This is a genomic window from Mucilaginibacter sp. 14171R-50, assembly GCF_010093045.1.
Lineage (GTDB): Bacteria > Bacteroidota > Bacteroidia > Sphingobacteriales > Sphingobacteriaceae > Mucilaginibacter.
On record NZ_CP048115.1, the window covers coordinates 3,353,728 to 3,370,661 of the forward strand.

At 44.1% G+C, this 16,934-nt stretch carries 9 protein-coding genes; all 9 read left to right on the forward strand.

Annotated features, from left to right (window positions below; translation table 11 throughout):
• Positions 1 to 8 precede the first annotated feature (8 nt).
• Positions 9 to 1,598 (forward strand): RagB/SusD family nutrient uptake outer membrane protein, encoded by a 1,590-nt coding sequence (locus GWR56_RS15285; RefSeq protein ID WP_202925331.1) that lies wholly within the window; start codon positions 9 to 11, stop codon positions 1,596 to 1,598.
• A 16-nt stretch (positions 1,599 to 1,614) separates the two neighbouring features.
• Positions 1,615 to 2,625 (forward strand): SusE domain-containing protein, encoded by a 1,011-nt coding sequence (locus tag GWR56_RS15290; RefSeq protein ID WP_162432091.1) that lies wholly within the window; start codon positions 1,615 to 1,617, stop codon positions 2,623 to 2,625.
• A gap of 209 nt (positions 2,626 to 2,834) precedes the next feature.
• Positions 2,835 to 4,676 (forward strand): glycoside hydrolase family 13 protein, encoded by a 1,842-nt coding sequence (locus GWR56_RS15295; protein ID WP_162432092.1) that lies wholly within the window; start codon positions 2,835 to 2,837, stop codon positions 4,674 to 4,676.
• Positions 4,677 to 4,708: 32 nt separating this feature from the next.
• Complete coding sequence (pgmB, locus tag GWR56_RS15300) at positions 4,709 to 5,389, forward strand: beta-phosphoglucomutase (protein ID WP_162432093.1); 681 nt, start codon at positions 4,709 to 4,711, stop codon at positions 5,387 to 5,389.
• 100 nt (positions 5,390 to 5,489) lie between these two features.
• A complete protein-coding gene (locus tag GWR56_RS15305) occupies positions 5,490 to 7,808 on the forward strand; it encodes a glycoside hydrolase family 65 protein (RefSeq protein ID WP_162432094.1) in 2,319 nt (772 codons plus the stop codon).
• Positions 7,805 to 9,667 carry an alpha-amylase family protein gene (locus tag GWR56_RS15310; RefSeq protein WP_238395246.1) on the forward strand — a complete coding sequence of 621 codons (1,863 nt, stop codon included), beginning with the start codon at positions 7,805 to 7,807 and terminating at the stop codon, positions 9,665 to 9,667. Before GWR56_RS15305 ends, GWR56_RS15310 begins: the two co-directional genes overlap by 4 nt.
• Positions 9,668 to 9,700: 33 nt before the next feature.
• Positions 9,701 to 11,071, forward strand: a complete 1,371-nt coding sequence (locus GWR56_RS15315) for an MFS transporter (RefSeq protein WP_162432095.1) — start codon at positions 9,701 to 9,703, stop codon at positions 11,069 to 11,071.
• A gap of 54 nt (positions 11,072 to 11,125) precedes the next feature.
• Positions 11,126 to 13,015, forward strand: a complete 1,890-nt coding sequence (locus GWR56_RS15320) for an alpha-amylase family glycosyl hydrolase (RefSeq protein ID WP_162432096.1) — start codon at positions 11,126 to 11,128, stop codon at positions 13,013 to 13,015.
• A gap of 629 nt (positions 13,016 to 13,644) precedes the next feature.
• Positions 13,645 to 16,932 (forward strand): TonB-dependent receptor, encoded by a 3,288-nt coding sequence (locus tag GWR56_RS15325; protein WP_238395247.1) that lies wholly within the window; start codon positions 13,645 to 13,647, stop codon positions 16,930 to 16,932.
• Positions 16,933 to 16,934 lie beyond the last annotated feature (2 nt).

Here is a 16,934-nt window from a genome sequence, read left to right on the forward strand (position 1 = left end):
CAATAACAATGAGAAATTTATATAAAACAATGTTGGCATCGGTTATTTTACTGCTGTCGATAAATTCATGTAAAAAGGGCGATCTTGATCTGAAACCCACTAATGATGTAACCGCATCAACGGTATACGCCACTCCGGCCGGCTATAAACAAGCCCTGGTTAAATTATACGCTACTTACGGTTTAACAGGCCCTTCGGGAGCCGACGGAAGCGATGTGGGCGGATTAAACTCAGGCTTCGCCGATTTTTTAAGGTTATTCTGGATGCTGCAGGAATTAACTACCGATGAGGCTGTTTGTTCATGGGGCGATACAGGTATCCCTGAGCTTGATAATTCTACCTGGTCGCTTGATAACCAGTTTATCCGCGGTTTGTATTCGCGCAGTATCCTGCAGATCACTTTCTGCAACGAGTTCCTTCGCGAAAGTACTCCTGAAAAACTGACAAGCCGCAATATAACCGGCGCTGATGCTGCAGATGTTCAGCGCTACCGTGCCGAAGCCCGTTTTTTACGCGCTTACCAGTACTGGGTACTTTTAGATGCCTTTGGCAACCCGCCGTTTGTAACAGAAAAAGACGAGATCGGTAAAAATCCGCCAAAGCAAACTACAAGAGCAGAGTTATTTAAATACGTTGAATCGGAACTGACCGCCATTGAAGGCGACCTTGCCGAGCCTCGTGCAAATGAATATGGCCGCGCTGATAAGGGTGCTGACTGGGCACTACTGGCACGCTTATATCTCAACGCTGAAGTATATACCGGCACCGCAAAATATACCGAAGCTATCAAATATGCAAGTAAGGTGATAAGCAGCGGATACGAACTGAAGCAAAACTACAAAGACCTGTTTTTAACAGATAATAACGTAAATAATAAAGAAAACATCCTGACCATTAACTACGATGGTGTTAAGGGCACAAACAACGGCGGTACTACTTACCTTATCAACGCCGCTATTAACGCAGATATGAACCCAGCATCGTTTGGTGTACCTTCTGGCGGCTGGGGCGGTAACAGAACGCGCCAAAACCTGCCTGCGTTATTCCCTGACCCTAATGGCAATAAGGATAAACGCGGCTCATTCTTCGGCGCTAAAGCCGAAGTTGATGACATCGCTACATTTACCGATGGCTTACGCGTTACCAAATTTAAAAACATTTCTTCAACCGGTGTTACTGCTCCTTCATTAGGCGGCACCTACGCCTCGCTTGATTTTGCTATATTCCGTTTAGCTGAGCAATATCTTATTTACGGAGAGGCTGTTGCACGCGGTGGCAGCGGCGGTACTGCAGCGCAAGCGTTGATCTATGTAAACCAATTACGCCAGCGCGCCTATGGCGATGCATCGGGCAACGTTTCCTTGTCGGCCTTGACAAAAGATTTCTACCTGGATGAGCGCGGACGCGAATTGTACTGGGAAGGCCACCGCCGTACCGACCTGGTAAGATATGGCAAGTTTACAGGTTCAAGCTATCTGTGGCCATATAAAGGCGGCACCAAATCGGGTACGAGTGTTCCGGAATATAGAAATTTATATCCGATCCCAGCTGCCGACCTGATCGCCAATCCAAATCTGGTTCAAAACAAAGGCTATTAATCTTAACATAAAAAAGATGAAATCAATATTTTTCAAATCGTTCCTGATTGGGTTAATGACCATTTCGCTTTGGTCATGCAAAAAGGAAGAAACACGTGTTGTAGCCGGGGTGAGTCCGGCAGGCGCACTTACCGCATCAACCACTGATGTGGCATTAAACCAGGCTAACGGAGCTAAAGAAGCATTTACCATTTCTTTCCCTAAGCCAACGGTTACAGGGTACCAGGTGCCGGTAACATCTACTTTACAAATTGATATTAAAGGCAACAATTTTGCCAAGGCTAAAGAGATGGTTGTTGCTACAGGCACCTATTCGCCAACAGTTAACCAGTTTAACGCCATGCTGCTGGCCCTGGGTGCCCAGATAGGCAGCCCGACCGAAGTGGAAGTAAGGCTTAAATCTGGCGCTGCTGCAAATGCCATAACGTATTCAAACGTCATTACTTTGCATGCTACCCCTTTCCAGGCAACCTCGTGGATATATGTTCCGGGAGCGTACCAGGGATGGGACCCGAAAACAGCTGACAGCTTGGTTTCGGCCACAAGTAACGGAATTTATACAGGCGTTATTGCTTATACCGCCGGTAATCTGGAGTTTAAAGTTACCCCTGCGAAAGCGTGGGATGTAGCCTACGGCGATGCCGGCGGCGGCACCATCAGCACTTCGGGCGGTAATTTCAATGCAGGTACCGAAGGCTTAAAGCAGTTAACGGTTGATGTAAATGCTAAAACATGGACAATTGCCGATGTTAAAAGTTGGGGCATTATTGGTGATGCCACCCCGGGAGGCTGGGATAATGATACCGACATGAAGTTTGTGAATGACGGTAAAGGTACGTGGAAGATTACCCTCGACTTGAAGGCAGGCGCAATAAAATTCAGACAGGACAACAAGTGGGATGTTAACCTTGGCGGCAGTAATGGCACATTAACGCCGGGCGGCGATAATATAGCAGTTTCAACTGCCGGTAATTATACGGTTACTTTAAACGTTACCGAGAATACCTACACAATTGTTAAAAATTAATTTGAACATTACAGTCCTGCTAAACTTGTCTTTGGCAGGACTGTGATTTTTAATTTAGCTGCCTATAAATCTGCAGCTGTTAAACCCCACGGGTTGGCCACATAAATTACCTGAACTGATTGAAATTGAGTAATTTGTACCAGCATTATTAATTAAATAGCCCGGCATAATTGAATAAGTTAGCTGTTCGTTAGCTAAAAATATCTATCATGAAAAAACTTTTCCTCCTGTTAACCGCCCTTATTACCAGTTTAAATATTTTCGCCCAAAAGCTGGAACGTATCGAGCCAATGTTTTGGTTTACCGGGATGCATAACCCCAAGTTGCAATTATTGGTGCATGGCAAAAACGTTGCCTCCAACGCAGTGTCGTTAAATTACCCCGGTGTTAAGTTGGTTAAGGTAAACAAGGTCGAAAATCCCAACTACCTGTTTTTAGATCTGGCAATATCGCCGTCGGCTAAGGCAGGAAAGTTTCGTATAAACTTTGTAGCAGCCGGTAAAAAGCAAACCTACATCTACGAGTTAAGGAACCGTGATAAAAGCCCTAACCGGATACAAGGCGTAACTAATAAAGATTTTATTTACCTGTTGATGCCTGATCGGTTTTCAAACGGTGATAAAAACAATGATGTGGTTGCCGGTTTAACTGAGACCGGATTACACCGCGACAGCATGTACTCGCGCCATGGCGGCGATATACAAGGTGTAATGAATCATCTTGATTACTTGAAAGACCTGGGTGTAACAGCCGTTTGGATGACACCTGAGGTAGAGAACGATATGCCAATGGCATCATATCATGGGTATGCTGTAACTGATCACTACAAGATAGATCCGCGTTACGGCACCAACGAGCTTTATAAAAAATATGTTGAAGCGTGCCATGCAAAAGGGTTGAAGGTGATCAAGGACGTTGTGCACAACCATATAGGCACCGGGCATTGGTTTTATAAAGATATGCCCATGAGATCGTGGGTAAACCAGTGGCCAAAGTTCACAAACTCCAGCTACCGCGACCAAACCATTATGGACCCGCATGCATCAGCTGCCGATCGTAAGCAAATGATCGACGGTTGGTTTGTTCCGTCTATGCCTGATATGAACCAAAGGAACCCGTATGTTCAAAACTACCTTACACAAAACCACATATGGTGGATTGAATACGCAGGTATTGACGGGCTTCGCCTGGATACATACCCATATAATGACCCCGCTTACATGGCCGACTGGGCTATTAAACTAAAAGCCGAGTTTCCGCACCTTTCTGTATTTGGCGAAACATTAGTTACCGCTGCGGCTAACCAGGCCTTTTTTACAGGCGGCAATACGGTTAACAGGGGCTTTGATACCCATTTACAGGGCGTAACAGACGCGGTTTTAAAAGACGCGATATACGAAGGATTGAATGGAAAGAGCGGTTGGATAGACGGTGTAAACCGTATATATGCTACCCTCGCTCATGATTTTTTATATAAAGATCCAAATACCAATTGCATTTTTTTGGATAACCATGACATGAGCCGTTTTTATTCGATGGTGAACGAAGACTTTAGCAAGTATAAAGAGGGAATGACGCTTTTATTAACTATGCGTGGTGTACCCGAAATGTATTACGGTACCGAGATTTTAATGAAAAACTATTCGAACCCCGATGGTTTGGTACGGTCGGATTTTCCGGGCGGCTGGGAAGGTGACAGGAAAAATAAATTTGCTGCAGAGGGCCGTACAGATAAAGAGAACGAGGCCTTTAACTTTGTGAAGAAACTGGCAAACTATCGTAAAACCAGTCCTGCGCTGCAAACAGGTAAACTGATGCAATACGTACCGCAGAACGATCTGTACGTTTATTTCCGCTATAATACAGCCGCCAAAGGAACCGTTATGGTGATCTTAAATGCAACGGATGATGACAAGAATTTAGCCACCGACAGATTTAGCGAGCGCATAAAGGAATGTACATCCGCCAAAAATATCGTTACTAACGAAACCATAGCATTGAAAGAAATAAAAGTGCCTGCGAAGACGGCGATGGTACTTGAATTAAATTAAAGATTTTCGCGGATTGAGGAACCAAATATAAAATGCAGAATACAGTTAACCCAACAAACACAGCAGCCAGTATTAAAGCTTGCCTTTTTGACCTGGATGGTGTGTTGGTAGATACCGCAGTTTATCATTACAAAGCATGGAAACGCCTGGCAAATTCACTTGGGTTTGATTTTACCGAAGAGCAGAACGAGCACCTGAAGGGCATCAGCAGGGCAGAGAGCCTTAACCGGATACTGGCATGGGGCAATGTAGAAAAATCGGAAGCCGAGAAACTGGAACTGGCTACCCTGAAAAATAACTGGTACGTAGATATGATCAGCCATATGACGCCTGCTGAGGTATTGGCCGGCACGGTGGATTTTTTGACATCTGTACGCAAAGATGGGTATCTGGTGGCTTTAGGATCTGCCAGTAAAAACTCTGGGATCATACTCGAGAAGACTAACCTTGCCCATTTTTTTGATGCCATCGTTGACGGTAACCTGGTATCTGCCTCAAAACCTGATCCTGAAGTGTTTTTAAAGGGTGCAGAACTGTTAGGTGTGGCACCAAATCAGTGTGTTGTTTTTGAAGATGCGGTTGCAGGTATCGAAGCTGCGAAAAGGGGCGGCATGAAAGCTATTGGTATTGGAAATAAAAACGTGCTCACCCGTGCTGATATGGTGGTGAGCGGCTTGGACAAATTAACATCACAAGATTTAAAGCGATTGTAGCCAAAAAAAGAAGGCAATAATCAACTAATTGATATACTTGTGTGAAAAAGGTAAACGCATTAACCGATACCTCTATCAATCAACACAGTACGAATACAACATGAAGAACTATATTAAGCCACACGAGTGGAATATAATTGAAGAGGGCTTTGATCCGCATCTGAACAAAATATCAGAGAGTATTTTCAGTTTGGGTAATGGCCGTATGGGCCAGCGCGCCAATTTTGAGGAAACTTATACGGGTGAAACGCTCCCCGGAAATTACGTGGCAGGTATTTACTATCCCGATAAAACACGCGTCGGCTGGTGGAAAAACGGGTACCCTGAATATTTTGCCAAGGTGCTTAACGCCGCAAACTGGATAGGCATCGAGGTAAAGATAGACGATGAAACACTTGACCTGGCCACTTGCAGCGTTACAGATTTTAAACGTGTTTTAAATATGCACGCGGGCTATTTGGAACGCTCCTTTACTGCTACGCTAAAAAGCGGGAAAACACTAAAGGTAACATCAACGCGCTTTTGCAGCATTGTTGACGATGAGGTGGGCGCTATCCGGTATACCGTTACCCCGCTGAATTTTGACGGTAAATTAACCTTACTGCCCTTTATTGACGGTGATGTAAAGAATCAAGACAGCAACTACGATGAAAAGTTTTGGGAAGCTGTAAATGATAAAATCAGCGGCACCGAAGCGTTTTTAACACTACGCACCAAAAAAACCGGATTCGAAGTTTGCACAGGAAGCAGCATCGAAGTTTACCGTAACGGCACAAGCGAGGATATCGCGCCAGAGCATATAATTAAAGACAAATACGTAGGGCATCAATTTACGTTAGATGTAAGCGCCGGGGAAGAGATAACGCTGGTGAAGATCGCCGCCAATCTTTCATCAGAAAACCATACCAAAGCAGATATTTTACAGCAAACGCAGGCTGTGGTCAAAGCGGCGGCCCAGAAAGGCTTTGATGTGCTTTTGCAACAGCAGGCAGAAGCATGGGCGGCTAAGTGGGAGGAAAGTGATATCGTAATTGAGGGCGACGTCGCAGCGCAGCAGGCCATCCGTTTTAATATTTTCCAGCTTTTTCAAACGTACACGGGTAAGGATAGCCGGCTGAATATAGGCCCAAAAGGCTTTACCGGCGAAAAATACGGTGGCTCTACCTACTGGGATACCGAGGCATACTGCGTACCATTTTACCTGGCTACGGCGCCTCAGCAGGTGAGCAAAAACCTTTTAATATATCGGTATAAACAATTGGATAAAGCAATTGAAAACGCTGCCAAACTTGGTTTTGATAAAGGCGCTGCCCTATACCCGATGGTTACCATTAATGGCGAAGAGTGCCATAACGAATGGGAAATCACTTTTGAGGAAATACACCGGAACGGCGCAATAGCTTACGCGATTTTTAACTACATACGTTACACCGGCGACGAAAGCTATTTATACGATTACGGCCTGGAAGTATTGGTTGGCATAGCCCGTTTTTGGAAACAGCGTGTAAACTGGAGCGATGCTAAAAAGCAGTATGTGATTTTAGGTGTTACCGGGCCCAATGAGTACGAAAACAATGTAAACAACAACTGGTACACCAACTTGTTGGCCGCCTGGTGCATGAAATATGCTATCGAAGCCGCGGGAATTGTTGAAGCCGCGCAGCCCGAAAAATACCTGGCGCTGATAAATAAATTAAGCCTGGGCGAAAACGAATTTAACGACTGGGCTCAAATTATCGATAAAATGTATTACCCGGTTGACGATGAAAAAGGAATATTTCTGCAACAGGATGGCTATTTAGATAAGGAACAGATACTGGTTAAGGATTTGCCAGCCAGCCAGCGGCCTATCAATCAAAAGTGGAGCTGGGATAGGATACTGAGATCATGCTATATTAAGCAGGCGGATGTATTGCAGGGGCTGTATTTTTTTGAAGATGAATACGATACCGACACCATAAAACGCAATTTTGATTTTTATGAACCGCGCACAGTTCATGAAAGTTCGCTTTCGCCCTGCGTGCACAGCATACTGGCGGCCCGCTTAAATGATGAAGCACGCGCATATGAGTTTTATTTACGCACCGCCCGCCTTGATTTGGATGATTATAATAACGATACCGAAGACGGCCTGCATATAACCTCAATGGCCGGAACCTGGATGAGTGTGGTAGAAGGTTTTGCCGGAATGCGCGTACGGGATGGGAAACTGCAGTTTAACCCGTTTTTACCGGGCAAGTGGCAGTCTTTTTCATTCACTATAGGTTTCAGGGGTACTGTATTGAATGTTAAAATAACCGAAAGTGAGATCAGCATAAAAAACAACACCGCTATCAACCTTGAAATAACGGTAAAGAACCAGCAATTTACATTGGCCGGCTACAGCCTGTTAGAAGCAACTTACAAGGAATTAGCATGATAAACAAGTATAAAAACAATTACGGAATGAATAAACGCCAAAGCTTAATAGCGGGGGCAGCTTTCTGCAAAGTAGCCCGCGGGATTACGTTTACCACCGTGCGGCGCTTAGATTGTTTTTTAGTTATCATATTGCTGATGTCGTTTTCAGCCATCGGCCGGTCACAAACTACGGCACCGCCTAAACAAAAGGTGGTAATATACCAGTTGTTGTCACGGTTGTTTGGCAATAAAAAAACGGCGAATATTCCATACGGTACCATCAGTCAAAATGGTTGTGGGAAGTTTAACGACATTACCGGCCGAGCGCTGGATGGTTTAAAAGAACTTCATGTTAACTACGTATGGTACACTGGTGTACTGGCTCATGCAAGCCTCACCGATTACAGCGCATACGGTATTAAGGTAAACGATGCAGATGTGGTTAAAGGCCGCGCTGGGTCGCCATATGCCATTCGCGATTATTACGACGTTGACCCCGACCTGGCGGTTAATGTGAAAAACCGGATGAAGGAGTTTGAAGCGCTGATAAAACGCACGCACGCCAAAAACTTAAAAGTATTGATTGATTTTGTCCCTAATCACGTTGCGCGCGAATATCATTCATACGCAAAACCGGATTCCGTGACAGATTTTGGTGCAGGGGACGACCTGACCAAAAGCTTCAGTACAAAAAACGATTATTACTATTTGCCCGGCCAGCATTTTTTGGTGCCAGAAACTAAACATAAGCAAAGCGCTATTTCGGTATTACAGGATGGAAAGTTCAACGAAGATCCCGCCAAAGTAACCGGCAATAATGTTTTTAACGCGCAGCCTAAGATTGACGATTGGTATGAAACTATAAAACTGAATTATGGTGTTGATTACCAAAACGGCGAAAAAAAATATTTCGATCCCATTCCGCAGGTATGGCTGAAAATGCGTGATATTTTAAATTACTGGGCAAACAAAGGCGTTGACGGTTTTCGTTGTGATGTGGCCGAAATGGTGCCCGTGGAGTTTTGGAGCTGGGTTATCCCGCAGGTAAAAAAAACGCATCCTTCCTTGATATTTATCGGCGAGGCTTACAACCCCGCGGCCTATGAACAGTATTTGACCGTAGGTAAGTTTGATTATTTATATGATAAAGTTGGGCTTTACGATGGCCTTAAAAGGCTGATCAAAAACGAACCATCGGCAGATGTTAAAGATATCAGGCAGTCGTTACAAGATCAAACCGACCATCTGGGCGACCATATGCTCCGCTTTCTCGAAAATCATGATGAGGAACGTATTGCCTCGGCAGGATTTGCAGGCCGCGCCGAACTGGCCTTACCCGCAATGGTTGTTTCCGCAACGTTGAGCGGCGGTCCGGTGATGCTGTATTTTGGCCAGGAAGTAGGAGAACCCGGCAAGGGCGTTGAGGGGTTTGGCGGCGAAGATAACCGTACTACAATATTTGATTATTGGGGTGTGCCTAATCATCAGCAATGGATGAATAATGGCGCTTTTGACGGTAAACACTTGAGCGCGGCCGGGCGAACCCTCAGGGCTTATTATAAACGGCTGCTCAACATTGCCACACAAAGCAACGCAATTGTTAGTGGTAAAGTTTGCGAAGTGCCTATAAACTCCGGCGCAGATAACCGCATGTTCGCGTTTATCCGTTATACGGCAAAACAGCGTTTGCTTATCGTGGCCAATTTTGACCGCGCGCATACACTTGATACAGCTATTGAAATCCCGGCGGATATATTGAAACTGAAACCAACTGCAGCAGCTGTTGATCTGTTAACAGGTAAACAATTAAATCCTGTAAAAGGCGGCGGCATTGCCATTAAAGTGAAACCGGTATCGGCACAGATCATAGCATTTTAAACGCCGAAAGCGACAAGAAATAAACCAGAGAAGATGACCCTAAAGAGTGTATTTGAAAACCCCAAATTAACCATTACGCAGATCATTAATATGAGTGTGGGTTTCTTTGGCATCCAGTTTGGCTGGGATTTGCAGCGTGCTAATATGGCACGTATCTATGAAAATCTGGGTGCCAACCCGGACCAGGTTCCCCTGCTTTTTTTGGCAGCGCCGTTAACAGGTCTGCTGGTACAGCCTGTCATCGGTTACCTAAGCGACCGTACCTGGCACCCTACATGGGGCCGCAGAAGGCCTTACTTTTTTGTAGGGGCGCTTGTGAGCAGCATCGCCTTGATATTTATGCCACATAGCAGCGCTTTGTGGATGGCAGCCGGCTTGCTTTGGGTGCTTGATGTTTTCGGCAATATAACGATGGAACCTTTCCGTGCTTTTGTTACCGATAAGCTGCCTGATAGCCAGGTTAACCGCGGTTTTATTATGCAAAGCATGATGATAGGTTTGGGTGGTAGTATAGCGTCATCGTTACCATGGCTGATGAATAACGTTTTTCATTTAACCAATACAGCCGAAAAAGGTAATATCCCCGAAAACGTAAAGCTATCATTTTATATAGGCGCGTTTTTCTTTTTCGCATCGGTGTTATGGACCATTTTTACGAGTAAAGAATATCCGCCGCAAGATGCAGATAAAGACAAAACAAAAAATAAAACTGGCTTGGCCGGTGGAATAAAAGAAATTTTTGGCGCTTTGGCTGATATGCCACGCCGGATGAAAATAGTATCGCTTATTCAGTTTTTTACCTGGCCCGGCTTGTTTTTATTGTGGTTTTATTACACCACAGCCGTAGCAGTTAACGTTTTCGGTGGTAAGGATGCAAGCGACCCGGTGTATGCTGCGGGTGCCGATTTTGGCAGTTTAACGCTTGCTTATTACAGTGTGGTAACATTTTTATTTGCCCTTATTTTGCCCAAAATAGCCGATTTGCTGGGCCGCAAGGCAACACATGCTTTATGCCTTGCCTGCGGCGCTTTAGGTATCATTAGCGTAGCGTGGGTTCATGATAAGAACATGCTTTTTTTATGCATGACGGGCGTTGGCATTGCCTGGGCCAGTATACTTTCTATGCCGTATGCCATGTTAAGCGGATCGTTACCTAAAGATAAAATAGGTGTTTATATGGGCATCTTTAATTTCTTTATTGTTTTACCTGAGATAATTGCTTCGTTAGGGTTTGGGTGGCTCATGAAAAACATTTTAAATAACGACAGGATCCTTGCAGTTCAACTTGGCGGGGTATTAATGATACTAGCAGCAGTATTATGTTATATACTGATAAAGGAACCGAAAAACACCGACGCGGTGCTCACTTCAAGACTGGAGATAGAAGAAAACAGATCGCTTTAAACACATAATTGACTATTTACAAGCCTGTTAAAACAGCGCTATGATTATAAGAACATGAAAAAAGTAATTTACATATTGCTGTTTATAACTGCTTTAGGCTCTGCCTGCAAAAAGTCGGGTATTGAAAAAGGGCCGGATCCTATTGTAGATCCGCCTTCAACCAATCTTCCGGCGGGGGCAAAGGATGGAGTCGCCTTTATAAATAACGGCACGTCGGCAATAGTGACCCTGTATGCGCCCGGCAAAAAGTCGGTATCGTTGATCGGCGAATTCAATAACTGGTCTGCAACGGCAAACGCGATGGAAAAAACCAGCGACGGCAATACCTGGTGGGTACAGGTAAATAATCTGGATCCGAAAAAGGAGTATGCCTATCAGTTTTTAGTTGATGGTAAACTAAAAGTTGCCGACCCTTACTGCGAAAAAGTTCTGGACCCGGCAAACGATCCCTATATAACAGCGACTGTGTACCCAAACCTAAAAGCTTACCCAACTGGTAAAACAACCGGTATAGTAAGCGTAATGCAGGCCGACCAGACAATCTATACCTGGAAAAACACATCGTTTAAGCGCCCGGAGAAAAATAACCTGGTGATTTACGAATTACTTATTCGCGACTTTACCAGCGAGCATACTTACGCTTCTACGCTGCAAAAGCTTGATTACCTTAGCGCCCTGGGCATAAATGCTATAGAGCTAATGCCGGTAACTGAATTTGAAGGCAACCTAAGCTGGGGATATAACCCGTCGTTTTATTTTGCACCAGATAAATATTATGGTACTAAAGTGGCGCTGCAAAATTTTATTGATGAGTGCCACGGTAAAGGCATAGCAGTAATAATGGATATGGTTCTGAACCACTCGTTTGGCCAGTCGCCCATGGTACAACTGTATTTTGACGGCGCTAAGCCCACCGCGGAAAGCCCGTGGTTTAATGTTGACCCCAAACATCCGTTTAATGTTGGATATGATTTTAATCACGAAAGTGCGGCTACAAAATATTTCGCAAAGAACGTGATGAAATTTTGGATGCAGCAGTATCACATAGATGGGTATAGGTTCGACCTGTCGAAAGGTTTCACACAAACCGCATCAGTAGATGACGAGGGATTTAGAAAATATGATGCCGGCAGGATAGCGATATGGAAGGATTACAACAATTATATTAAAAGCATCGATCCCAATAATTTTTACGTGATTTTGGAGCATTTTGCAGAAGAATCAGAAGAGCAGGTGTTGGCCGGCGAAGGCATGATGCTTTGGAATAATGTAAATTACAACCTGAACGAGGCTACTATGGGCTGGTTAGGCAATTCTGATTTTTCATGGGCATTTTATGGCAGGCATGGATTTTCGGGCTCAGAGAACCTGGTAACCTACGGTGAAAGCCATGACGAAGAGCGGTTGAACTTCAAAAATATATCTTATGGTAACGCGTCGGGAAGCTATGTTATCAAAAATAATCTGGCTACATCGCTTAAACGCGAGGAACTTGCCGCGGCGTTTTTATTTAGCGTGCCCGGGCCCAAAATGGTTTGGCAGTTTGGTGAACTGGGATATGATACCAGCATCGATTTTAACGGCCGTACGGGTGATAAGCCTATTAAGTGGGAATACTATGCCGACCCGCAGAGAAAAGCGCTTTACGACGCTTACGCGAAGTTTATTAAGCTAAAAAGGAATAACGCCATATTCAGCACCACAAGCTCCACTTATAACTTAACCAATGCTGTAAAATATATTAAACTAACTGATGCCGGTAACACCGTTGTGGTAGTGGGAAACTTTGATGTTGTGGGCCAAACCGCAAACATTGATTTTGGAAGTTCAGGTTCATGGATAGATGCTTCGGGCAACGGCAGCGTAACCTTATCTTCAAACAATTATAATGCAACATTGGCACCCGGTGAATATCATATATTCACTAAAGTGGCGCTAAAATAGTATCGAGTAGGGTAGTGTAACCTCTACTGATAAGTGGGGTTACACTATCATTATTTTTACTGTATTAACCCTTACTTGACAACCGTTCAAGTAACTCTGTAATGGCCGTTCACTTCGCTAACGGATACTGTTACACAAATGTATTTCTAATTCCACGGTTAACGCTTTATTGATACGGGTGTAGTGTAGTGGCTGTGTATGTTAAATATAGCCGGATATATTTAATAGCTATATATCTTATTGATAATATTATCCATCTTTTTATAGGTTTTATCCATTTTTAATTTTGGCACCGCCCTATACATTTACAATACCAATTGTAAAGTTTAAACCCTGATAAGCATGAACGAAAATTACGCTGCATTACAAGCCAACAAGTGCTGTATTCGTACGGGCAATATACTTAGGTTATAATTGCCTGAAAATCTATCATACCTGCAACGATAAATGATAATATAGGCTATCATTTTAAAAAGCAGGGAAACATAACACTGACATTCGGGGTGAATGATTTAGTAGTTAACAAAAATAACTGCAGGGACATACCTATGCTTACACAGCAGCCCAAAATGCTTATACGGTAACTAATACGAACCAATTAACACGATAATATATATGAACCTAATTTTATGAAGCTAAACTTTACATACAGTGAAATACCTGCAAAAAGCAATAATCGTTATGCCGGTATGCCGGTAACGGGGCTGGCAATGCTGCTGTTGCTGATGTTGGTATTTAGTAATGCCTGGTCACAATCAAAAATTACCGTAACGGGTAAGGTTACTGATACCCTTGGTATTAAATTACCTGGTGCCAGTATTGTTGCAGAAGGTATAAAAAATGTTGCGACATCCGCCGATGAGAACGGCCGTTTTGTTTTAGACGTAACGCCTGGAACAGTGCTCCGTATTTCTTTTGTCGGCTTCGTTGCGCAGCAGGTAACCGTAACGTCCGAAAACAGATCGCTTACGATTGTTCTTAAGGAGCAGAAACTAATAACCGACGAGGTAGTTATTACAGCCTTTGGTAAAAAAGAACGAAAGGAGGCTATTGTAGGCTCGGTTACTTCTGTTAAGCCTGCCGAACTTAAAATACCGGCGAGTAACCTCACCAGCGCCTTAGCTGGCCAGGCTGCAGGCGTTATCGCGTATCAGCCCAGCGGGCAACCAGGGCAGGATAACGCGCAGTTTTTCATAAGGGGGGTAACAACCTTTGGTTATAAACGCGACCCACTTATATTGATTGATAACGTGGAACTGTCGGCCAATGACCTTGCACGACTTAATGTTGATGATATAGCAAGTTTTTCGATCCTGAAAGATGCCAGCGCTACAGCTTTATATGGTGCGCGGGGCGCAAACGGTGTTATTTTGGTAAGCACAAAAGAGGGGAAAGAGGGGCCTGTAAATGTCAGCTTCAGGTCTGAATATTCCACCTCGCAGTCAACCCAAACACTTAATTTGGTTGATCCAATACAATACATGACCTTGTATAACGAGGCATCGTTAACCCGAGACCCGCGGTTGCCGCTGCCTTTTACCCAAACTGATATTAACGGGGTTAAGGCTACGCTGGACAAAGCCCCCGGATACAACCCGTATTTGTACCCGGCGGTAGACTGGCTGGGCCTGTTGTTTAAAAAACGGGCCAGCACACAACGTAATAATCTTAATATAAGCGGTGGTGGTAAGGCCGCGCGCTATTATATAGCCGGTGCTTATAATTTGGACAACGGTGTTTTAAACGAAGATATCCGCAACAACAATAATAACAATGTTAAATTCAGGAACTATCAGTTACGTGCCAATGTTAATGTTAACGTAACGCCTACTACCGAAGTGGTTGTCAGGTTGTCCGGGCTGTTTAACGAGTATAATGGCCCCGTTACAACCGATGGTTCTTTCGCTTCTGATTTATACAATGTAGCGATACACACCAGCCCTGTGCTATTTCCGGCTTATTTTGAGCCCGATGCGGCTAATGCCAACGCCCAGCATATTTTGTTTGGTAACGTAGCTACTGCAACCTCAAACAATGATAACAGCGTGCTTTATAACAATCCTTACGCTAATTTATTACGGGGACATAAAAATTCGTCAGAATCGAGGATGTCTGCTCAATTTGAACTCAATCAGGACCTAAGGTTCATTACCGATGGATTGAAGTTTAAAAGCATCTTTAGCACAAACCGCTATTCGTATTTTCAGTCGCAACTTGCTTACAACCCTTTTTATTATTCAATTGACAAAACAAGCGAGGACTATAAACTTAACTGGATAAATAATCAACCGGCAGCATCAGGCCGTTCAGGAGCAACTGAATATCTGCAGTATAACCGCAGCGAGCCTAACGCCAACACATTTATGTATCTGCAAACCGCTTTAGAATATAATAAGGCATTTGGCGATCATAACATCAGTTCAACACTTATTGGTACTGCCCAGCAAACGGTATATTCAAGCGCCATTGACCCACGTACCAATACTACCACATTACAATATTCGCTTCCTTATCGTAACTTGGGGTTGGCCGGCCGTTTAACATATTCGTATAAGAGCAAGTATTTTACTGAATTAAATTTTGGGCTAAACGGTTCCGAAAGATTTAATGTTCAGCACAGGTATGGTTTTTTCCCAACTATCGGTGCCTCCTGGGTGGCATCAAACGAATCGTTTTGGAATGTTAGCTTTGTCGACAGGCTTAAAATACGTGCTAGCTACGGTTTAGTGGGTAACGACGCTATAGGCTCACAAAGGTTTTTCTACCAATCGGACGTGTTGCTGAACGATGGCGGAAACTATGCCCAGTTTGGTATAAACAATCAATACGAACGCAAAGGGGTAGTAATACGGAATTATGAAAATCCTAATGTTACCTGGGAAACATCACGGCAAACCAATATTGCAATAGAAGCAACGCTGTTTAGGAACTTTAATATCATTGCAGAGTTTTACAAAAACCACCGCTATGATATTTTGCAAAGCCTTGATGGCACGCGTATTCCGTCATCAGAAGGTTTAGAGGCAGGTATCAGTTCTAACCTGGGTAAAGTTAATTCGAAAGGGGTGGATCTATCGCTTGACTATAAGCAGATATTCAGCAAGGACCTGTCGGCATCAATCAGGGGCAACTTTACTTACTCAACCAATAAGTACGAATATCTGCTTGAGCCTAACTACGCTGAATCATGGAGGCATTTTATCGGCCAGCCAATAAGTCGCGGATATGGTTACATTGCCGAGCGTCTATTTGTTGACGATCAGGAAGCGCGCAATTCCCCAACACAGATATTTGATGCCAGCAGCAGTTCGGCCAATTTACCACGCGGCGGTGATATTAAGTACCGGGATTTAAATAACGATGGTAAAATAGATTACCTCGACCAGGCGTTTATCGGTTACCCGACGACGCCCGAAATTGTTTATGGTTTCGGTTTCTCAACTGTTTATAAAGGGTTTGATATATCCGCCTTCTTTCAGGGGCAAGCCAGGGTATCATTCTTTATCAACCCAAATAAGGTGAGCCCGTTCATACCAAGCGACGAGGCTTACATATACGGTAATACCCAGGTGCTTTCTGATTTTGCAAACGACCACTGGTCTGAAGAAAATCAAAATCTTTACGCGCTTTACCCCAGGTTGGGTACCACGCGCAACTCGGTAACCAACAACCTGCAGCCAAGTACATGGTGGCTTAGGGATGGTAGCTTTATGAGGCTTAAACAGGCCGAGATTGGGTACACACTGCCATCTCGATTATCAAAATCAATGAAACTTAAAAGTTTGCGCATCTATTTTAATGGCTTAAACCTGTTAACCTGGAGCCCTTTCAAGATGTGGGATCCGGAACTTGGAGGGAACGGGTTTGCGTATCCGATACAAAAAGTATTTAACCTGGGTATTTTAGCCAATTTATAACG

Coding starts and splice junctions, on each gene's coding strand:
- GWR56_RS15285 (WP_202925331.1), top strand. CDS start 9: ATGAGAAATTTATATAAAACAATGTTGGCATCGGTTATTTTACTGCTG.
- GWR56_RS15290 (WP_162432091.1), top strand. CDS start 1,615: ATGAAATCAATATTTTTCAAATCGTTCCTGATTGGGTTAATGACCATT.
- GWR56_RS15295 (WP_162432092.1), top strand. CDS start 2,835: ATGAAAAAACTTTTCCTCCTGTTAACCGCCCTTATTACCAGTTTAAAT.
- pgmB (WP_162432093.1), top strand. CDS start 4,709: ATGCAGAATACAGTTAACCCAACAAACACAGCAGCCAGTATTAAAGCT.
- GWR56_RS15305 (WP_162432094.1), top strand. CDS start 5,490: ATGAAGAACTATATTAAGCCACACGAGTGGAATATAATTGAAGAGGGC.
- GWR56_RS15310 (WP_238395246.1), top strand. CDS start 7,805: ATGATAAACAAGTATAAAAACAATTACGGAATGAATAAACGCCAAAGC.
- GWR56_RS15315 (WP_162432095.1), top strand. CDS start 9,701: ATGACCCTAAAGAGTGTATTTGAAAACCCCAAATTAACCATTACGCAG.
- GWR56_RS15320 (WP_162432096.1), top strand. CDS start 11,126: ATGAAAAAAGTAATTTACATATTGCTGTTTATAACTGCTTTAGGCTCT.
- GWR56_RS15325 (WP_238395247.1), top strand. CDS start 13,645: ATGAAGCTAAACTTTACATACAGTGAAATACCTGCAAAAAGCAATAAT.